The sequence below is a fragment of the Bradyrhizobium sp. LHD-71 genome, from assembly GCF_031157255.1.
Lineage (GTDB): Bacteria > Pseudomonadota > Alphaproteobacteria > Rhizobiales > Xanthobacteraceae > P52-10.
The window spans coordinates 49659-69446 of record NZ_JAVIFX010000022.1 but is presented as its reverse complement, the minus strand read 5'-3'; the positions used below and the strand labels follow the sequence as shown (position 1 = coordinate 69446).

Genomic DNA, 19788 nt, shown 5'->3' with positions numbered 1-19788 from the left:
AACCTGAGCGGCCTGTCCACTCGGCGCGCCGTCAGCGTGTGCAAGCGCACAGCGTCCAATCACAGTCATATCTGTCAACGGAGTTGCGATGTCGACCGCTCGCAATATGCGTCTGCCGTTCCTCGTCGCCATCACCACCGCATCCGATCCCAAGGGTCCGAACGGGCCGCTGATGCTGGAAATCCATCAGTTCGCGCCGCATGCACAGTACGTGGGGTGCAAGGGCGAAGTGAACGCCTGTGATAGCGAGGACTTCGTCAGTGCGGTGCGCGCGGCAAGATCTGCACGCATGGCCTCAGTATGGCTGATCGTAGGACCACAGCGCACTCGCAGTGCCAAACCAATTTTTCCGGCGACCGCGCAAGGCTACGACCGCAATCTGCACAACCGGAAAGGTCCCAGAGCATGAGCACTATCACGACCACCGATGGCGTTGAGATTTATTACAAGGACTGGGGTCCCAAGGACGCACAACCCATCGTCTTTCACCACGGCTGGCCGCTGTCGTCGGACGACTGGGATACGCAGATGCTGTACTTTCTCGGCAACGGCTACCGCGTCATTGCACTCGATCGCCGCGGCCACGGCCGATCGACTCAGGTCGGCGATGGCCACGATATGGATCACTACGCGGCGGATGCGAACGTCGTCATGGAACACTTGGACGTGACGAACGCGGTCCATATCGGTCACTCCACCGGGGGTGGACAGGCCGCGCGCTATGTCGCACGCCATGGGCAACCGCAGGGTCGTGTTGCAAAGTTGGTGCTGATTGGCGCAGTGCCGCCTCTTATGGTCAAGACGCCGGCCAACCCGGGTGGCCTGCCGGTCGAAGTATTCGACGGGTTGCGCAAACAACTCGCTGACAATCGGTCGCAATTCTACATCGATCTTCCGACCGGGCCCTTCTATGGTTTCAACCGCTCGGGGGCAAAGCCGTCACAGCCGATCATCCTGAACTGGTGGCGCCAGGGCATGATGGGCGGCGCAAAGGCGCACTACGACGGGATCAAGGCGTTCTCGGAGACGGACTTTACCGAGGATCTCAAGGTCATCGATGTCCCGACGCTCGCCATGCACGGCGACGACGACCAGATCGTGCCGATTGCCGACTCCGCGTTGCTCTCAATCAAGCTGCTTAAGAATGGCACGTTGAAGGTCTACGAGAATTTCCCTCACGGGATGTGCACCACCCATGCCGACATCGTGAATCCCGATCTGCTTGCTTTCATCAAGGGATGAGGATCAGGGGCTGAGAACCTGTGCTTGGCACGGCGAAGTGCAACCCACAGACTCATGTTTGAGCGGGAGGCATAATGAAGATCATCGTGATTGGTGGTACTGGCCTTATAGGTGCAAAAACGGTCGCGCGGCTGCGCGGGCTTGGCCATGATGCTCTGGCCGCGGCCCCGAATACTGGCGTCAACACAATAACCGGCGAGGGTCTCGAGGCGGCACTGGATGGCGCCGAGGTGGTTATTGATCTTGCCAACTCTCGATCCTTCGAGCCCGCAGCCGCGATGGACTTTTTTTCGGCGCATGAGAAGAACCTCCTTGCGGCAGAAGCACGTGCCGGCAGCAGGCATCACGTCGCGCTCTCCATCGTCGCAATCGACCGGACAGACAATGGCTATTTCCGCGCCAAGGTCGCCCAAGAGAGCCTGATCAAGACCTCCGGCATCCCCTACACCATCGTCCGTTCGACCCAGTTTCTCGAATTCCTCCGCGGCATCGCCGATTCAAGCGCGGATGGAAACATCGTCAGGCTCCCACCCATCCTGTTCCAGCCCATCGCGGCGGACGACGTCGCCGCCATCGTTGCCGATGTGGCACTCGCGGCGCCGCGAAACGGCATCGTCGAGATCGCCGGCCTCGAACGGGCGCCGTTCAACGAAATCGTCGCCCGTTATCTGAAGGCGGTCGGCGACCCGCGCCAGGTCGTGAGCGATCCCGAGGCCCGATATTGGGGCAGCCGAGTTGAAGAGCACTCGCTCGTGCCATTGGGCGAAGCGCGCCTCGGCCGCATCGGTTTCGACGAATGGCTCCGCCACTCACACGCCTAGCCTGTCCGAGTGGGTCGCGGGCAACGAAGGAAAGAGGCGACTATGACGATCAAACTCGTTGCGTTGGTTCTTGCGTGCCTCATGGTCGGCACGGCGGTAGCTCAGGAGCCTAAGGTCACGTCGCTCATGACTAAGGATCTTCCGGAGAATCCCGGCAGGGAAGCTCTGATGATCACAGTCGAGCATGCGCCAGGCGGGTCGAGCGCTATCCACCGACACAATGCACATTCGTTTGTTTACGTGCTGGAGGGCTCCGTCGTGATGCAGTTGAAGGGCGGACAACAAGTGACATTGACGCCGGGACAGTCCTTCTACGAAGGCCCTGACGATGTCCATGTCGTCGACCGGAACGCAAGCGGCACCCAGCCGGCGAAATTCCTAGTGCTCTTGATCAAGGACAAGGGCGCCCCGGCGCTCGTGCCCGCACAGTGACGTTACGGCAACGGCAACAGCAACAGCAACAGCAACAGCAACAGCAACAGGAGGCAAACATGACCTCGGTCAACAGCCCACACCCCTCGGTCAAGCACTGCGCCGACAAGGTGCACGCGAGGTACACTCACGGTAGACCGGAGCACGAGCTGGTCCCGTCGCGCTACGCGCTGCGAGTCGGCGAAATTGACGTGATGGTGGTCAGCGATGGGGTGCTATCGCTGCCAGGCGCGATGCTGGGCCACAACATCGACCCGGCCGTCCGGGCGGCCTGGCTGGAGGAGATGTTCCTGCCTCCGGACGTGCTCGAATGGGCGCTGAACACGGTCGTGGTGCGTAGCGGCGGTCGGACCATACTCATCGACGCTGGGATAGGGGCGGAGTTTCCGGACTTGCCGCGGGCCGGGCAGTGGGCCCGGCGCCTGGAGGCCGCCGACATCGATCCCCTATCGGTGACCGACGTGGTGCTCACACACCTGCACATGGATCACTGTGGCGGACTGCTCGCCGGCGGGGTGAAAGAGCGGCTGCGTCCGGACCTGCGCGTCCACTTGGCGGCGGCCGAGGCCGAGTTCTGGGAGTCGCCCGATTTCTCACACGTCTCCATGCCGCCAGGGTTTCCGGATGCACTTCGGCGGACGGGCAAGCGGTTCTTGAAAGAGTACCACAGCCAGCTGCGGACGTTCGAGAACGAGCACGAAGTGGCGCCGGGCGTGGTCGTCCAACGCACCGGCGGCCACACCCCCGGGCATAGCGTGGTCCGCCTGGCGTCCGGCGGCGACCGGCTGACGTTCGCTGGCGACGCCGTGTTTCAGGTCGGGTTCGAGCACCCTGATTGGTACAACGGCTTCGAACACGATCCCGAGGAGGCGGCCCGCGTCCGGGTCCGTCTTCTGCGGGAGGTGGCGGCGAACCGCGAGTCGCTGTTGGCCACTCACCTGTCGTTTCCGTCCGTCTGTCATGTGGCGGTCGACGGCGACGTGTTTCGTTGGGTACCGGGTCCCTGGGAGTACTGAGCGCTTGCTGCGTTAGAAACAACTGGTCGATCGCTGCCTCGCGCCAGGCTGCTCGTGTCGTGGCCTACTTTGGGTAAAGAGGACCGACGTGCACGCTGGCCGTGATGCCAACGGGGTGTCGCGCGCGCAATGTTTTCGAGGTGCTCGCGGCAACGCAGCTCCGTATCGGGCAATCAGCATGGCTCAGGGCGAGCGGCGACGATCTTCCGACGCGCGCTGCGCATATAGGGCGGCAATGCCGATCAGCGCCAGGAAACACCAAAGCGATCACCATGGCGACCACCGGGAATCTTTTATCCTCGCGAGACACGAACCAGTCGGCGACGACCGCCGGGATCAGAAGAAGCAATCTTGCTAACCAGGCCATGATGTTCTTCGCGTATGTGCCAGGCCGATTATTCGGATTTGGATCACGAAGTGCATTACGTAATAGTACGATAGTGCTTGCTTATCCCGCGCACGGAGGTGTCGAGCTCGTGCGACCGTGATAATTTGAGGTAAATTGCGACGACAGATCTCTAGCGCTCAGGATGGACACCGCGCAGGAATAATTTTACCGCAGTACGGACGGCAATCTCCGCTTCCTCTTCTGTTGGCGGTGGCCGCAATCCCAGTACGACCTGGAGGTGAAGATCGTCTCGAATCATGCCGAGGAAATGCTCAGCAAGTTGCTTGTAGTTCTCGTCATGAATGCCCCACGCCGTTGCCATTCGCTGAAGCACGCTGGCTAATGTCGCGCTCGCCCGGCCCGGGCCGGCTTCGAAGAAGATCTTTGCAAGTTGCGGAAAGCGGATGCCTTCCCCGATGATGGTGCGATAGAGTTGCAGCGCTTCGGGCGACATGATCACGGCGATGTAACGCCGCCCCACTTCACATAGCGTTGCTTCGAGGCTTTCCCGCCGCATGTCCTCGTCGGCCAGCGGCCCCATGGCTCGCCTAGAGATTTCCTCGACGATCGTCGCAAACAACTGTTCCTTGTTGCCGAAATAGCTGTAGATCGTCCGCTTCGATCCCCCGACCTTCGCAATCACGTCGTCGACGCTTGCTCCGGCAAATCCCGACTTGAAGAAAACTTCTGTTGCCGCGCCGAGCAACTGCTCGCGCCGGGCATCCTTCCGTGCGGCTGCACTGGGACGTTCCTCAAGTTCTTTCAAGGTCATACTGCTGTTTTTCCCAGCCCATCACTGCGTCGCGGATCGAGCAGCAGATGGATACCGTACCTCCGCTTGACCTCACATCGATTTGTGAGGTACGGTACGGTACCGTAGCATTATCAAATTGATGCGTAAAGAGAGCAAGTCCATGAAAAGCATCGCGAGACGCTCACTGATCGGAACGAGCGCTGCGCTGCTGATCGCTGTGGCGGCATGGGCAGTGTGGGCATGGCGGGAAAGAGCGGAGACGACCCGTTCGACCGATAACGCTTATGTGCACGGCGATATCACGGCCATCAGTCCCAAAATTTCAGGCTACGTGGCGGACGTCTTGGTTGATGACAACCAGGTAGTCGATGCCGGCTCCGTACTTCTGCGAATAGCTGACGAGGATTATCGCGCGCAGCGCGATCGTGCTGCCGCGACAGTTGCGCAGGTTGCCGCGGCGATCGAGAACCTGCAGCGAAGGCAACAAATGCAGCGCGCCATCATTCGCGAAGCGGAGGCCGCCGCGGAAATGGCCCGGGCCGACGTTGTGTTTTCCGGGCGTCAGCTGGCGAGAACGACGCAGCTTGTTGATTCAGGCGCAACGTCCCGACGAACGCACGACAGTGCGACCGCCGATGCAGAGCGAGCGCGCGCAGCTCTGGCGAGAGGCGAGGCGGCGATAGCGGCCGCGCGGGAGCAGGAGCGCGTTCTTGAATCGGAGACCAGGCAGCTCGAAGCGCGCATGGCAGAGGCGCGCGCGAATCTTCAGCTGGCCGAGATCGCTCTCTCAGAGACCATCATCCGTGCTCCCGTTGCCGGCGTCGTCGGCAATCGGCGCGTGCGCACCGGCGAATACGTGCGGCCCGGCGGCGTCCTGCTGTCGATCGTACCGGTCAAGGGCGTCTGGGTAGTGGCCAACTTCAAGGAAACGCAGATCGCGCGCATGCACGTTGGACAGGCGGCTACGATCACCGTCGACGGCTACTCAGGTGTCGCCATAAGCGGCGTGGTGGACAGCCTCTCGCCCGGAAGCGGCGCGGCGTTCAGCCTGCTACCGCCCGATAATGCAACAGGCAATTTCGTCAGAATCGTGCAACGCGTACCGGTAAAGATCAGGCTTGACGAGAACCATGCGCTTCTGGGACGTCTCGTTCCCGGCATGTCGGTCGAAGTGAGCATCGACCTGCGATCAATAGCGGCGAACCAGCCGCCGCAAACTGCTCCGGATCGCCTTCACCTTTCGCTCTTCCGCACAGCTCGATCGCAATGACCACGTTTGCGGGACATTCCGACGCCGCCGCTCTGGCGTCGCAGGGCTCCACGCGCCGCCCGTGGCTTTTCCTGATGATCCTGACCGTTGCCGCGACGACGGACGCCATCAACAGCACGATTCTCGTCGTTGCGCGCGGGCATGTCATGGGAGGCACCCACGCCACGCCAGACGAGGTCGCGTGGCTCAACATGGCCTATCTTGCAGCGAAACTTACCGCCTTCCCGGCCGCAGTCTGGCTTGACCAACGGATCGCTTCCGGTCGGCTGATCGTCGGTTCGACCGCGATGTTGATGATCAGCTCTGTCGGATGTGCTGCGACGAGCGACCTGACCGCGCTCATTGCCTGGCGCATTATCCAGGGTACTGCCGGAGCGGCACTGCTCGTCAGCAGCCAACTTGTGCTGTTCGACGTATTTCCACGTTGTCGCCAGGGCATTGTCCAAGCCGTCTTTGCCTTCAGTACGATCATGGCTCCGACGACGATTGCTCCGGCGCTGCAAGGCTGGATCGTCGATAACGCGTCGTGGTCGTGGATCTTCGTTGTCAATCTGCCGCTCGGCCTTTGCGGCTTGCTCGTGTGCCGCATCATGCCGATCGAGGATACGACGTTGTCGTCATCTCCGCCTCGCCGGTTCGATTGGATCGGCGTGACTCTTCTTGCAATTGCCATGACGTCCATTGTCTTCGTCACGCAGGAGGGTAGTCGATACAACTGGTTCGACGAGCCGGAGATTGCCGAAGTCAGCCTGCTGGCCGGGCTCGCGATGATTGCATTCCTGGCGTGGCAGGTCGTCAGGCAGAGCCGCGGCGCTCTGATCGATTTCGCCGTCTTCCGCGACCAGCACTTCAGCTTTGGCTTCATCGTCAGCTTCGTCGCCGGGTGCGCGCTGTCCGGCAGCGCCTTCGTTGTGCCAGCCTTTGCGACAAGCGTGCTCGACCTGTCACCGACCTACGCCGGGTTGCTGCTTCTGCCGAGCGGTCTCATGGTCTGTGCCGGTCTTTTGGTGGCAGGGGCGCTGATCCAGTTGAAGGATCTGGACCCAACCAAGACGATTCCCTTCGGCATCATCTGCTTTATGACCGCGATGTGGATGCTTGCCGGATCGAACTCCGAAAGCGGTTTGCCCGACATGGTGCCGGCGCTTCTTCTGCGAGGGCTGGGGCTTGGCCTCCTGTTCGTTTCATTGACGCTGGTGACGCTCGGCGGTCTGGACAGGCGCGTCCTGCCGCAGGGCATCGCGCTGTTCAATATCGGCCGTCAGATTGGCGGGCAGATCGGCATAGCCTGGCTGACCACATATCTTGATCACCAGAACGCGTTGAACCGTACGGTGTTGTCACAATACCTTGCTGTCGGGAATCGCGCGCTGGCAGAACGTCAGGAAGCGCTCGGAAGCTTGCTGGCCGCACGAGGCCATGAGCCGGAAGGTGCTACCCAAGCCGCAACCGCCTTCATCCAGAAGGCATTTGCACAGCAAGTCGCCACACTGTCCTTCAATGAGTGCTTTCTTGCGATTGGGCTTCTTTTCGTGGTGGCGACGCCAATTTTGCTGATCATCAGGTTCGCACTGAACCGCAAGTGATGGTGCCCCTGGCCGGAATCGAACCAGCACTCCTTGCGGAACTCGATTTTGAGTCGAGCGCGTCTACCAGTTCCGCCACAGGGGCATTCGCCTGAGCGTGCGCCGGTCGTCCATTGAACAGGATTTCAGCCGCAGCCCCGCGAAGCGGGCGGACTATAGCGGCAGCCGGCCGCCGGTCAACCCGACTTCGCCGGCAGAGCTTCGCGCGGAAGCCGGAAAGACGCATCGGATGCGTGCTGGCGGCGGCCGGTCCCAACTGTTCGTGATCCGGCACCGCCTCGACAGCGCAAATCGGTCGCGTTACGACGATTTTACGAATTGGAGCACGGCCTTGTTGATGCGGACAGAGGTTGCCGAGACGGGTCCGAACCCCGCTGCGCTGGCGGCGGGCACCATCGCTGCGATCGGGGCGGCAACGCTCGCGGGAGCGTGGTTCTTTGAGTACGGGCTCGACATCAAGCCCTGTCCCATGTGCCTCCAGCAGCGCTATGCTTATTATCTGGTGATCGTGCTCGGTGCGTTGCTGGCCTTCGCAGCGCCTCGCCTGCCGCGGGCGTTCCTGATCGGAGGGCTTGCGATCCTTGCTCTGGCCGCGTTCGCCAACGCGATCTTCGGTGCATTTCACGCCGGCGTCGAGTGGGGCTTCTGGGCGGGGCCCGCCACCTGCAGTGGGCCGGTCACCGATCTCGGCAGCGCCGGAAACCTCTTGCAGCGGCTCGATACGGTCAGGGTGGTCCGTTGCGACGAGGTGCAGTGGCGTTTCCTCGGCCTATCGCTTGCCGGCTACAATTTCCTGATTTCAGGTCTGATGGGCCTGATCGCGCTGTTCGGACTTTCGCGGATGCGCGGGGCGAACGGCTAAAGCGCGATGGCACTTGGTTGAATCACCATCGCGCTTTAGCTTCTGGTTTGAGCATGATCTTTTCGGAAAACCGGTGCCCACTTTTCCGGATCATGCTTTAGATCTCGTTCTCCGGAATCTCGGTCGTCTTCGGTGCCACCGTGCGCACCACGAGTGGCAGGGCGAGCGACACGCTGATGAAGCGGAACAGATGGTGCGCGCCGACGAAGATCGGATCGAGTTGCAGCGTCAGGGCCACTGCCATCATCACGTCCATGGCGCCGGGCGCAAACGCCATCGTCGTGTCCTGAATCGGCACGCCGGCGAGCCAGACGGTGAGCAGCAGGAAGGCTGTGATGACCACGAGTGCAACCGCGAGCGAGCCGATCCCGGCGGCCAGGTAGCGCATGAAGGCGCTGAAGCCGATGGTCGCAAAGCGGGTGCCGACCATCGCGCCGATGCCGACCATGGCGATGTTGACGACCCAGATCGGCAGGCCGCCTCGGACGATGCCGAAAGCGTGCAGCACGCCTGAGCCCAGCATGGCTCCGAACATCCATCCGCCGGGAAACCTCAGCCGGTGGAAGAGGTAACCGATCGCGACGGCGACACCCACCAAAAGTGGCAGCGACGCAGTGTCAGCCACGGCGAGGCGGCTCATGCCCGGACCGGTGATCGACATGCCCGCAAGCGCCAGCCCCATCGGCAAAAAGACGGCCAGCAACACCACGCGCAATGTCTGTACGATCGCGACACCGACCTCGTCGGATTTCGTCTCGAGCGCCATCGCCACAGTCTGGGACAGGGCACCGGGCACCGCGCCGAGAAGGGCAGAAAGCGCGCTCCAGCCGTGAACATAACGCAGATAGAGCATCGAGCCGAGCGTGACGCAGACGGTGCCGAGGCCGAGCATTGTCAGGCTGATCGGATAGGTGGTCATGCCGTGCATCATTTCGGGCGTCGCGGCGGAGCCGAGCGTGATGCCCAATGTCGCGGTCATGATATGCATCAGCGGTTGCGGCACCGACAGCGGCCGGCCGGCAAGCGCGAGAATGGCGACCACCAGCATCGCGCCCGACAGAAATCCTGCCGGCATTCCGAGCCAGTTGAAGATGAAGCCGCCGCAGGCGCCTGCCGCAAGCGCCTCCGCGACGCGCAAGAACGCGGTGCGTCGTTGGCTGGAAACTGAAAGCGAGGCGAGGGGCTGGTGCAAGGCGCCGTTCTTCATCTGTATCTGCGCAGCACCCGGCTCTGCGCGTCGGACCAGCGCAAAATAGGCCTTTGCTGCGCTGCAAGGTAGTCTCACAGACGCATGCAGTTATGCCGCCGAAGTCCTTGTGGCGGCTATTCAATGTGGATGCCCCGCGATCGCCGGTGGTCTGCACGCAAAACAGGCAGTTCGAGGCGCGAATTGCCGCGTATTGCTGACTGCGCAGCCGCCTCGATCCGCAAGGCGACTCGCGCTCAACAGATCCAACCTTGTCGTTCCCGCATCGTCGGTCCCGCGCCTGGCCGGAGCCGGGCAGGTCGTCCAATCGACGGTGCCGGATGGAAGGGCGTCGTCAGGAAGGACGAAGCTCGCGGTTTACGACGACTTGGAAATGCGGACGCTGGAGCAGTCGTCTTCGGACTCGCCTTTTGCGAGCACACCACCACAATGCGAGCAGATCGCCGGGCGACTCGAATCCTCGCAGCGGATCGCAAGGCGCACGCGCGGCGCCTGCGGAAACGCGATCACGTTGCTCTGTCTCACTTGTAGCTTGGTCGCCATAGTTTCCCCTCGTCCAATGCGCGCACCATGTCACCAACGTCGTACTGGTTCGTTCAGCGGAACAGTCGAATTTTAGTTTAACGACGCGACACTCGCGCGTTTAAATCTTGTTGCGTAGAGTTCGTTTTCATCTGGAAGTTGTGAGGGGCGCGCGCATGCGAGTGGAAGACGATCGACTTGTGAGAGGACACGGACGCTTCGCCGACGATCTCAGTCAGCCGAAGCAACTCATCGGCTGTTTCGTGCGCGCGTCGGTCGCGCATGCGAGCATCGCGAGACTCGACGCGGCGCCGGCGAGCGCAGTGCCGGGCGTCGTCAGCGTGCTGACTGGCGCCGATATCGAGGCCGCCGGCGTAACAAGCATCTCGCGGCATCCGCCGCTTGCGGGCCGCGACGGTGCTTCGCTGATCGTGCCGCCACGACCCTCGCTCGCCAGAACGCGCGTCATGCATGTGGGCGAACCGGTCGCTCTGATTGTCGCGGAGACGCTTTCGGCAGCACGCGATGCGGCCGAACTGGTCGAGGTCGAATACGAGCCGTTGGCGCACGTCACGTCAGTCACGGACGCGACCGTAAGCGGTGCGCCGCAACTCTGGCCGCAGGCACCGGGCAACGTGGCGCTGGACTGGTCGATGCCGACCATCGCTGCGGCTGGCGACGGCATCGCTGAAATTTTCGAGAAGGCGACGCATATCGCCCGGGTGAGGACCGTTAATCAAAGGATCTCGGTGTCGTCGATGGAGCCGCGCGGTGCCACGGCCGTCTACGACGCCAGGGCGAGCCGCTACACGCTGCGCGCATGCTCGCAGGGCGCCACGGCGCTGCGGGACCAGCTTGTTGCGGTTCTCGGCCTGACGCGTGAGCAAGTCGACGTCCATACCGACGACGTCGGCGGCGCGTTCGGGATGAAGACATCGGTCTATCCTGAATACGTCGCACTCCTGGTCGCAGCGCGGCTGACCGGGCGGCCGGTGCACTGGATGTCGGACCGGACGGAGGCGTTCCTCACCGACAACCAGGCGAGGGACACGGTCACCAACGCGGAGCTGGCGCTCGATGCCAAAGGCAGGTTCCTTGCGCTCCGCGTGCAGCATCTGGCCGGCATGGGTGCGTATATTGCTGCGGCGGGCGCCAACATCCAGACGATGAACTTCGCCCGGTGTTTTCCTTGCGCCTACGACATTCCGAAGATGTCGATCGACGTTCGCTGCGTCTTTACCAACACGCTGCCCACCGGACCCTACCGCGGCGCCGGTCGTCCCGAAGCGAACTACACCATGGAAAGGCTGGTCGAGGAGGCCGCGCGCGTCAGCGGCATCGATGCGATCGTGCTCCGCCGCCGCAACCTGATCGCGGCCACCGCCATGCCGTTCAAGACGGCGGTCGGCACCGTGTTCGACAGTGGCAACTTCGCGCCGATCCTGCAGGATGCGCTGGCGGCAGGCGGCTATAATGATTTCGGCAAGCGTCGCAAAGCCGCATTGCGGGAAGGCAAGCTGCGGGGCATCGGCGTCTCTTTCTTCCTGGAGCATGCGGGCGCGCTGCCCCGTGAGGGCGCGGCGCTGTCGTTTCCTGGTGATGGCACGATTCTGTTGGGCGTCGGCGTGCATTCGACCGGGCAGGGGCACGCGACCGTTTTTCCGAGGCTCGTTGCCGAACGTCTTGGCATTCCGTCGGCAAAGGTTCGGCTCGACGCGAACCGCAGCCGGGCCGACATTGCCGGACCGGCATCCTCGTCGGTCGGTTCGCGCACGACCATGACCGTCGGCAGCGCCCTGGTCGGCGCGGTCGACAGCATGCTCGAAAAGGGCCGGAAGATCGCTGCCAGCCTGCTGGAGGCCACCGAAACCGATATCGAGTACCGTGACGGCATGTTCGGCATCGTCGGCACCGACCGTCGCCTGTCACTGTTCGACGTCGCGGGCCGTGCGACCGAGCTTGCGAAGGCGAAGACCTTCGACGAAGACCTCGACACGGCAAATGTCATCGACACGCCGCAGACGTTCCCGAACGGCTGCCACGTGGCTGAGGTGGAGGTCGATCCCGAAACCGGCGAGACGAAGATCGTTTCCTACGTGGCTGTCGACGATTGCGGCAACGTGATGGATCATGTGCTCGTCACCGGGCAGATGCACGGCTCGATTGCACAGGGGCTTGGCCAGGTGCTGATGGAAAACCTGGTTTACGATACCGGCGGCCAGCTCATCACGGCGTCCTTCATGGACTATGGCATGCCGCGCGCGACCGACATGCCGCCGATCGTCGACGTCAGCAGGCCGACGCCGGCGACGACTAATCCGCTCGGCGTGAAGGGGGTCGGTGAAGCAGGCACCACCGGCTCGCTCGCGGCCATCGTCCATGCTGTCCAGAACGCCATCGGCGGCGACGCGCATAAGCTCGAGATGCCGCTGACAACGGAAAAGATCTGGCGCGCCTGCCAGGCCCGCGGGGCCTGAGGGTCGCAATAGCGAGGAGGTCACGGTTCTATGGCCGACGGACTCATTCGGTCGTTGTCTTCGAGAGCCGCGTCAGGGCGCCGACGACCTCCTTCAGGCCGCGGTGCAACGGCTTGTCGCGCCGGATCACCAGCGCAAGCGTCCGATGCAGCTTCGGCGTCAGCGATCGGACGACCAGCCCCTTGCGGTGTCTCTCCGACTGCACCGCCATGGCCGGCAGCACGGCACAGCCGAGGCCGGCGCGCACCAGCTCCTTGATGGCCTCGACGCTGCCGAGCGACATCTCCGGCTTCAGGGTGATGCCGCTGCGCCTGAACCATTCGTCGGCGATCCGCCGCGTGTTTCCTCCCGGCTCGAACAGCAGGATCGGCAGGGCGGACAGCGCTTGCGCCGTCAGGCGTGGCGGCAGCTTGATCGAAGCCGGCGCGAGCAGGACGAACTCGTCGTCAAGGATCGGCGTGATTTCCAGCAAGCGGCCTGACGCCGGCAATGTGACGAGCGCGACGTCGATCGTGTTGTCGTCAACGGCTCTGACGACGTCGGCGGTGTTGCCGGTGCTCACCGTGATTTGCAGCGATGGAAACCTCCGGCGCAGCTCTCTGAGCAAAGGCGGCAGCAGATAGATGCAGGCCGTCGCACCGGTGCCGATCCGCACCCGGCCGATGGTGCCGGTCGCATGACGGCTGACCGCTTCGACCGCTCGCGCGGCCAGCCTGTCGAGCTCGCGGGCGTAGCCTGCAAGCTCGGCGCCGGCGCCGGTCGGCTGTGCGCGCCGGCCGATGCGTTCGACGAGCCGGGTCCCGAGCCGATTCTCGAGCTGACGGATCTGCAGGCTGACCGCGGGCTGGGTCAGCGAGAGGCGGTCGGCGGCGGCGGAAAAGCTGCCGAGCTCGATCACGTCGAGAAAAGTCCGCAGATAGTCGAGATTGAGAGTCTTCATGGATAAGAAAATCTCATGCACGGCATAATTTGTAAAACCTTCCTTTATGGGGTGCGCCTGCCATAAGGCCATATCGACGGCGAAACGAAACAGGAAGGCATAAAAAGTGAGGCATGGAATGAGTGAGGCATCGCCGCCTGCGGCCGCTGGACCCGCACAGGCGCGCGCCGGCCTTGTCGTGCGCGACGCCGAAACCGTCGATATGGCCGCGGTACAGAGCATCTACGCGCCGCATGTGCGGCACGGGCTGGCGACGTTCGAGGAAACACCACCATCGGTGGACGAGATGATTGCGCGCCGCGCGGCGGTTCTGGCGCAAGGGCTGCCTTACCTCGTCGGCACGATCGACGGCCGCGTCGTCGGATACTGCTATGCAGGTCCATATCGTGCGCGTCCGGCCTATCGTCATACGATCGAGGATTCGATCTACATAGCCGACGGAATGATCGGACGGGGCGTCGGCACCGCATTGCTGGCGGCCTTGATCGCCCGCTGCGAGCAGGGACCGTGGCGGCAGATGCTGGCGGTGATCGGCAACAGCGAAAATGCAGGGTCGATTGCGCTGCATGCGCGCTTCGGGTTTCAGCCGGTCGGCACCCTGAGGTCGGTGGGTTTCAAGCTCGGCCAATGGGTCGATACGGTGCTGATGCAACGGATGCTCGGTCAGGGCGACGCGACGCGGCCGGAGCAGGGCCGCGAGACTCTTGCCGCGACGCGATGACGAAGGAGCGGCTCTGGATCATCGTGCCGCTCGGCATTACCCAGACCCTGGCCTGGGCTTCGAGTTACTATCTGCCTGCGATCCTCGCCGATCCGATCGCACGCGACCTGGGCATTTCCGAAACCTGGTTCTTCGCGGCGTTCTCGGCTTCGCTCGTGCTGTCCGGTCTGCTCGGCCCACGCATCGGTCGCCAGATCGATCGCGCGGGAGGTCGCCAGGTGCTGTCGGCCTCGAACCTTCTGTTTGCCGGTGGACTGATCCTGCTCGGGGCATCGCAATCCGTGCTGACGATGGCCGCCGCCTGGCTGCTGCTCGGTGCCGGGATGGGATGCGGCCTTTACGATGCGGCCTTTGCCGCGCTGGGACGCATCTATGGGGCTACGGCGCGCGGCGCCATCACCGGCATCACATTGATTGCGGGATTTGCCAGCACGGTCGGCTGGCCGTTGACCGCATGGGGGCTGGACGCCGTCGGCTGGCGCTGGACCTGTTACGGCTGGGCATTGGCGCAGATAGTCATCGGTCTCCCGCTCAATCTGCTGTTTCTTCCGCGCGCCGGGGCAAAACGGCTTGCCGAGCCGGCTGCGATCAAGCCGCGCATTCCCATCGACCGGAACATGGTGCTGTTGTCCTTCGCCTTCGCTGCCGCGTGGACGGTGACGTCAGCGATGGCGGCGCATCTGCCCCGTCTTGTGGAGACGCTCGGCGGAACGCCGACGCAAGCCATCGTCGCAGGCGCGATGATCGGTCCTGCGCAGGTCGCCGCCCGCATCCTGGAAGCCGGCGTGCTGAGCCGATTTCATCCGCTCGTGTCGAACAAGCTCGCATGCCTCGCTCATCCGCTCGGCGCCTGCGTGATCGGGATCTTCGGCGGCGGCGCTGCGGTTGCATTCGCGCTGCTGCATGGCGCCGGCAACGGCATCCTCACCATCGCGCGCGGCACGGTGCCGCTCGCGATCTTCGGGCCTGAGCATTACGGCTATCGGCTCGGTCTGTTGGGGGCGCCGTCGCGCATCTGCCAGGCGCTTGCGCCATTGGGCTTCGGATTTCTGATGGCGTGGATGGGCGGCTATGTGCTCATCGTTTCGTCGACGCTCAGCCTCACAGCGCTTGCTGCGCTGCTGCTGCTGCGCAGATCGGCGACGTGAGTCAAAGAGTGTCCAGATTTCTTGAGCGGCCGCATTTTCGTGCGGAAAGCCGGCATCCACCTTTCCGGAAAAGGCTTTAGTGCAGCCGCGGCTTCTTTTGCATTCGCGTGCGGTCGGTCGACGTCAGCACCACGTTGAAGGTGTCGCCTTCGCGATAGAGCGTGAGCGGCACGTCGACGCCGGCCGGCCCGAGCGTCCAGAATGCCTGGTAGAACTCGCGCTGGGTCGAGACCTTTTCGTCGTTCACCGCGACGATGACATCGCCTTCCTTCAACTCGGCGCGTGCGGCCGGTCCCTTCGGCGACATGCCCGCGACAATCACCTTGTCGTCGGCTTCGGCCGTGAACACACCGAGCCATGGCCGTGCCGGCTTGTTGACGCGGCCGAACTTGCGCAGGTCGCCAAGGACAGGCTTCAGCAGATCGATCGGGATCATCATGTTGAGATGCTCGCTGCGGCCTTCGCTGGCTCGCTCGATCTGCAGCGAGCCGATGCCGATCAATTCGCCGCCGGTTGAGATCAATCCGGTGCCGCCCCAGTTCGGGTGCGCCGGGAAAGTGAAGATCGCCTCGTCCAGCGCATATTCCCAGTAGCCGGCAAACTCCTGCTTGGCGGCGATCCTCGCTGCGAGCGAGCGCGTGCGCCCGCCGACGCCGGCGACCACCACGCGGTCACCGATCTGCGTCGCGTTCGACGAGCCGAGCGCGAGCGGCTCTATGTCGAGGGATCCGAGCGCCTGCACGAGGCCGAGCCCGCTTTCCTGATCGACGCCGAGCGGGTGACCTTCCATGACCCGGCCGTCGCCGAGATGCAGCCAGACGGTTTCGGCCTCGGTGATCAGATAGTTGACGGTCAGCACGAGGCCGTTGTCGATCAGCACACCGTTGCCGCCGCGTTCGGTGCCGAGCGTATTGGCGCTGAACGCATCCTGCGGGACGATCGCGTGCAGGCCGACCACGGCGGATAGCGTGCGATCGAGATCGAAGCCGTAGTCCTGCGCGCGAGGCTGGAACGCGGGCGGCACTTTCCATTCGGTCAGTGATGCCATGCGGGTGTCTCCTGTTTTCGACAGGGACGGGTTCGCAACGAACCCGAGCTCACCCGACAGGATATACGAGAAACGACCCGGAAAGAATTACGGATCCAGTTCGGTGTCCCAATAAAGATAGTCCATCCAACTATCGTGCAGATAGTTGGGCGGGAACAGTCGGCCATTCCGGTGCAGCTGATGCACGGTCGGCTGGTAAGGATGCTGCGTCGGATACATGTGCGCCTGCTGGGGCGTCATGTTGCCTTTGCGCAGGTTGCAGGGCGAGCAGGCGGCGACGACGTTTTCCCAGGTGGTCTGGCCACCCTTCGAGCGCGGGACGATGTGATCGAACGTCAGGTCCGAGTCGTCGCCGCAATACTGGCAGGAAAACTTGTCGCGCAGGAAGACGTTGAACCGCGTGAACGCGGGATGGGTGGTCGGCTTCACGAATGACTTGAGCGAGACCACGCTCGGCAACTGCATCTCGAACGAGGGGCTGCGCACCGCGTGGTCGTAATTGGCGACGATGTTGACGCGATCGAGGAATACCGCCTTGATCGCGTCCTGCCAGGACCAGAGCGATAGTGGATAGTAGCTGAGCGGGCGAAAATCCGCGTTCAGCACCAGCGCTGGAAAGCCACCCTGTGACACGTGCGCGTTCAAGTAACGCTCCAGACTCCCCTCGAGATTCGCAAGCGTCTTTACGTGTACATAGTCTACAAGGAGCGTGACATGCTTGTGAAGAGGCTTCAGGGCAGTCTCTTGGGCAGGAATCTTGGCCTAAAACGGGTGCCGCTGGCGCGAAACTGGCTCCGGTTTCAGGGACACGATCGCGCCTCATCGCACGATTGCGCGATAACTCCGATCCAGCGCCTTCGACCTCGAATCAGCGCTTCTGAGCGGCAAATGCGCGCGCCAGGAACTCGCCGCCGCGCTGCAAGCCGTCCTGATCGATGCCATGGCCGATGCCGTGCGACATGTGGGTTTCGGCTGTGATGCCGAGTGTCTTCAGCCCCTGTGCCGACAATTCGAGGGATTCCGGCGGCACGACCATGTCCATGTCGCCGTGGATCAAAAGGACAGGCGGCTTGCTCACGATTTCGTTTGTCATGGCCGCGAAGTCGGTCTGGTTGGGCGCGGTCAGGCGGCCGGAATAGCCAACGATCGCGAGCGGCGGTGTCGCCCTGCGCAAGCCGACATGCAAGCCGACCATCGTGCCCTGGCTGAAGCCGACCAATGCCAGCGCCGACGGCGGCAGATCGTGCCGACGCAGTTCGTCGTCGAGAAAGCGATGCACGATCGGCGCAGCCGCCGTGACACCCTTCCATCGACCCGACGGATCGGATCGGTCGATCGTGAACCACTGCCGGCCGATCGGCGCCTCCGCGCACGGCTCGGGCGCATCCGGCGAAACGAAGGCAGCGTCCGGCAACCAATGTTGCCAGACACTGCCGATATCGATCAGATCGTTGCCGTCGGCGCCGTAGCCGTGCAGGAACACCACGAGCTGTCTGGCGGTGCCGGAACGGGGCGCGATGCGCGGCCCGTCGAGCAGGGGAAGATCAGCGTGCATCCGTGGCGCGTCCTTTCACAGCCTTCCTGTTGGAAGAAATGATTGCGGCTTTGCGCCTGGCCGGCGCGTTCGTCACGGTACGGCTCGATTGCGCCTTTGCAATCGCCTTCTTTGGCTTCTCCGGCGGCATCGGGTCAAAACCGTTGGCCTTCACCACCTTGTAATAGGCCCAGAACAGATGCGCGGCGGCGCCGCGATACGGTCGCCAGGCCTCGCCGATCACGGCCATCTCCTTGACCGTCGGACGCGACTTCAGTCCGAGTCCGATGCGAATGGCCTCCTGCACAGCGAGATCGCCTGCGGGCCACGCATCGCTGTGGCCGAGACAGAACAGAAGATAGATGTCGGCGGTCCAAGGGCCGATGCCGTGCAGGGCGGTGAGCGTATCGTGTGCCTCGTCGGCGGGCGTATCGGCGAGCTTTGCGAGGTCGAGCCGGCCCGCAGCGATTTCGCGCGCGACGAACTTCAGCGTCTTGATTTTTGCTTCCGACAGGCCGAAGCGGCGCAGCCGGTCCGCACGCGCGGAACGAATATGCTCGTGATGCAGTTCGTCATAGGCGGCAACCATCCGTGCCCAGATGGCAGCGGCGGCGAATGTAGAGAGCTGTTGGCCGCAGATGGTCGAGGCCAATCCGGCGAAGCCCGGCGTGCGCCGTCTGAGCGGTGCGTGCCCGGTCATCTCCATGACCGGCTTCAGCCGCGCGTCGCGCTCGATCAGCACGCGTAGCGCCGCGTCGAGATCCTCCTGGGTGTTGAGGTGGAAAGTCATGGCGTGGTGTCATGTATCATGCGCAGGACTTGACCTGCGCATTCATCGATCTGCAGAAGATTCATTGTCGAGCCTGATGGATTGCCGGGTCAAGCCCGGCGATGAGAGGGTTATGTTGATGTGGTGAGCCACGCGAGTCGCAAGCATGCCAGAAGCGCCACCCGTTTTCCGTTTTGCGCCGTCGCCAAACGGCTACCTCCATCTTGGTCACGCGCTCTCAGCGCTGTTGAATTTCGATGCCGCACGCGCAGGCTCCGGGCGCTTTCTGCTGCGGATCGAAGACATCGACCAAACCCGTTGCCGGCCCGAATACGAACGCGCGATCTACGAAGACCTAGCCTGGCTCGGCATCGTCTGGGAAGAGCCGGTGCGGCGGCAATCGATGTATATGTCCGATTACGGCGAGGCGCTGCGACGGCTGGAACAGGACGGGTTGCTCTATCCGGCCTTCGAAACTCGTGCCGAGATCGCAAGCCTGGTGCGCCGGCGCGAGCAGGTCGCGCCGTGGCCGCGTGATCCGGACGGTGCGCCACTCTATCCGGGCGAGGCGAGGTTACGTCCCGCGGCTGAACGGGATGCAATGATCGCAAGTGGCGCGCCTTATGCGCTGCGGCTGGACATGGCGGCGGCGCAGGCGCGAAGCGGATCGCTGACATGGCGTGAGGACGGCGCAGGACCTGACGGAGAGACCGGCAGGGTTCTCGCCGAGCCGGAGCAATGGGGCGACGTGATCCTCGCGCGCAAGGAGGTGCCGACGAGTTATCACCTTTCGGTTGTGCTCGACGATGCGCTTCAGGGCGTAACACACGTCGTTCGCGGTCAGGACCTGTTTTGGTCGACCAGCGTTCACCGTCTGCTTCAGACCCTCCTGGAGCTGCCGGCGCCGATCTACTGTCACCATCGCCTCGTGCGCGACGACGCCGGTCAGAAGCTTTCTAAATCCACCAAGGCGACGTCGATCAGGGAACTGCGGGCGGCAGGCGTCACCGCCGACGACATTCGCCGCAAAGTTGGGCTACCTCTCGCGTGA

Annotated in this window: 19 protein-coding genes and 1 tRNA gene; 12 read left to right on the top strand and 8 right to left on the bottom strand. The window is 63.2% G+C overall.

What is annotated here, in order from left to right:
* Window positions 1-88 precede the first annotated feature (88 nt).
* From RCO31_RS23170 to RCO31_RS23150, 5 genes are all read left to right on the top strand, one after another.
* Window positions 89-409, top strand: a complete 321-nt coding sequence (locus RCO31_RS23170) for a hypothetical protein (RefSeq protein ID WP_308970876.1) — start codon at window positions 89-91, stop codon at window positions 407-409.
* On the top strand, window positions 406-1242 hold the full coding sequence (locus tag RCO31_RS23165; protein WP_308970875.1) for an alpha/beta hydrolase: 837 nt from the start codon (window positions 406-408) through the stop codon (window positions 1240-1242). Before RCO31_RS23170 ends, RCO31_RS23165 begins: the two co-directional genes overlap by 4 nt.
* Window positions 1243-1316: 74 nt before the next feature.
* Window positions 1317-2063 (top strand): SDR family oxidoreductase, encoded by a 747-nt coding sequence (locus tag RCO31_RS23160; protein WP_308970874.1) that lies wholly within the window; start codon window positions 1317-1319, stop codon window positions 2061-2063.
* Between the two features lie 42 nt (window positions 2064-2105).
* A complete protein-coding gene (locus tag RCO31_RS23155) occupies window positions 2106-2495 on the top strand; it encodes a cupin domain-containing protein (RefSeq protein ID WP_308970873.1) in 390 nt (129 codons plus the stop codon).
* A gap of 59 nt (window positions 2496-2554) precedes the next feature.
* Complete coding sequence (locus RCO31_RS23150; protein ID WP_308970872.1) at window positions 2555-3511, top strand: MBL fold metallo-hydrolase; 957 nt, start codon at window positions 2555-2557, stop codon at window positions 3509-3511.
* A gap of 518 nt (window positions 3512-4029) precedes the next feature.
* Here the strand turns inward: RCO31_RS23150 and RCO31_RS23145 are convergent.
* A complete protein-coding gene (locus RCO31_RS23145) occupies window positions 4030-4671 on the bottom strand; it encodes a TetR/AcrR family transcriptional regulator (protein ID WP_308970871.1) in 642 nt (213 codons plus the stop codon).
* Between the two features lie 142 nt (window positions 4672-4813).
* Here RCO31_RS23145 and RCO31_RS23140 point away from each other — a divergent pair, with 142 nt between their 5' ends.
* Both RCO31_RS23140 and RCO31_RS23135 read left to right on the top strand, forming a co-directional pair.
* Window positions 4814-5923: an HlyD family secretion protein gene (locus RCO31_RS23140; RefSeq protein ID WP_308970870.1), complete on the top strand. Its 1110-nt coding sequence runs from the start codon at window positions 4814-4816 to the stop codon at window positions 5921-5923.
* Window positions 5920-7509, top strand: coding sequence for a DHA2 family efflux MFS transporter permease subunit (locus tag RCO31_RS23135; RefSeq protein ID WP_308970869.1), 1590 nt, complete (start codon window positions 5920-5922; stop codon window positions 7507-7509). The genes RCO31_RS23140 and RCO31_RS23135 overlap by 4 nt, the downstream gene beginning before the upstream one ends.
* Here the strand turns inward: RCO31_RS23135 and RCO31_RS23130 are convergent.
* Window positions 7510-7594 (bottom strand) — tRNA-Leu (locus tag RCO31_RS23130).
* 252 nt (window positions 7595-7846) lie between these two features.
* Between RCO31_RS23130 and RCO31_RS23125 the strand changes: the two genes are divergently transcribed.
* Entirely contained in the window at window positions 7847-8371 is a 525-nt protein-coding gene (locus RCO31_RS23125; protein ID WP_308970943.1) for a disulfide bond formation protein B, read from the top strand.
* Between the two features lie 97 nt (window positions 8372-8468).
* On the opposite strand, the gene RCO31_RS23120 is transcribed toward RCO31_RS23125, so the two are convergent.
* Window positions 8469-9578, bottom strand: coding sequence for an AbrB family transcriptional regulator (locus tag RCO31_RS23120; RefSeq protein WP_308970868.1), 1110 nt, complete (start codon window positions 9576-9578; stop codon window positions 8469-8471).
* Between the two features lie 698 nt (window positions 9579-10276).
* On the opposite strand from RCO31_RS23120, the gene RCO31_RS23115 reads away from it, so the two are divergent.
* Complete coding sequence (locus RCO31_RS23115; RefSeq protein ID WP_308970867.1) at window positions 10277-12577, top strand: xanthine dehydrogenase family protein molybdopterin-binding subunit; 2301 nt, start codon at window positions 10277-10279, stop codon at window positions 12575-12577.
* A 43-nt stretch (window positions 12578-12620) separates the two neighbouring features.
* On the opposite strand, the gene RCO31_RS23110 is transcribed toward RCO31_RS23115, so the two are convergent.
* A complete protein-coding gene (locus RCO31_RS23110) occupies window positions 12621-13517 on the bottom strand; it encodes a LysR family transcriptional regulator (protein ID WP_308970866.1) in 897 nt (298 codons plus the stop codon).
* A 118-nt stretch (window positions 13518-13635) separates the two neighbouring features.
* Between RCO31_RS23110 and RCO31_RS23105 the strand changes: the two genes are divergently transcribed.
* Both RCO31_RS23105 and RCO31_RS23100 read left to right on the top strand, forming a co-directional pair.
* On the top strand, window positions 13636-14238 hold the full coding sequence (locus tag RCO31_RS23105) for an N-acetyltransferase family protein (RefSeq protein WP_308970865.1): 603 nt from the start codon (window positions 13636-13638) through the stop codon (window positions 14236-14238).
* On the top strand, window positions 14235-15386 hold the full coding sequence (locus tag RCO31_RS23100; protein ID WP_308970864.1) for an MFS transporter: 1152 nt from the start codon (window positions 14235-14237) through the stop codon (window positions 15384-15386). The genes RCO31_RS23105 and RCO31_RS23100 overlap by 4 nt, the downstream gene beginning before the upstream one ends.
* A gap of 76 nt (window positions 15387-15462) precedes the next feature.
* Here the strand turns inward: RCO31_RS23100 and RCO31_RS23095 are convergent, their stop codons facing one another.
* From RCO31_RS23095 to RCO31_RS23080, 4 genes are all read right to left on the bottom strand, one after another.
* Window positions 15463-16434 (bottom strand): S1C family serine protease, encoded by a 972-nt coding sequence (locus RCO31_RS23095; RefSeq protein ID WP_308970863.1) that lies wholly within the window; start codon window positions 16432-16434, stop codon window positions 15463-15465.
* Window positions 16435-16521: 87 nt separating this feature from the next.
* Window positions 16522-17079 carry an HNH endonuclease gene (locus tag RCO31_RS23090; RefSeq protein WP_308970862.1) on the bottom strand — a complete coding sequence of 186 codons (558 nt, stop codon included), beginning with the start codon at window positions 17077-17079 and terminating at the stop codon, window positions 16522-16524.
* A 223-nt stretch (window positions 17080-17302) separates the two neighbouring features.
* Window positions 17303-17989: a prolyl oligopeptidase family serine peptidase gene (locus RCO31_RS23085; protein ID WP_308970861.1), complete on the bottom strand. Its 687-nt coding sequence runs from the start codon at window positions 17987-17989 to the stop codon at window positions 17303-17305.
* The gene (locus tag RCO31_RS23080; protein ID WP_308970860.1) at window positions 17979-18758 is read right to left on the bottom strand and encodes a DNA-3-methyladenine glycosylase 2 family protein; all 780 of its coding nucleotides are present in this window, start codon (window positions 18756-18758) and stop codon (window positions 17979-17981) included. The genes RCO31_RS23085 and RCO31_RS23080 overlap by 11 nt, the downstream gene beginning before the upstream one ends.
* A 145-nt stretch (window positions 18759-18903) precedes the next feature.
* On the opposite strand from RCO31_RS23080, the gene gluQRS reads away from it, so the two are divergent.
* On the top strand, window positions 18904-19788 hold the full coding sequence (gene gluQRS / locus RCO31_RS23075; RefSeq protein WP_308970859.1) for a tRNA glutamyl-Q(34) synthetase GluQRS: 885 nt from the start codon (window positions 18904-18906) through the stop codon (window positions 19786-19788).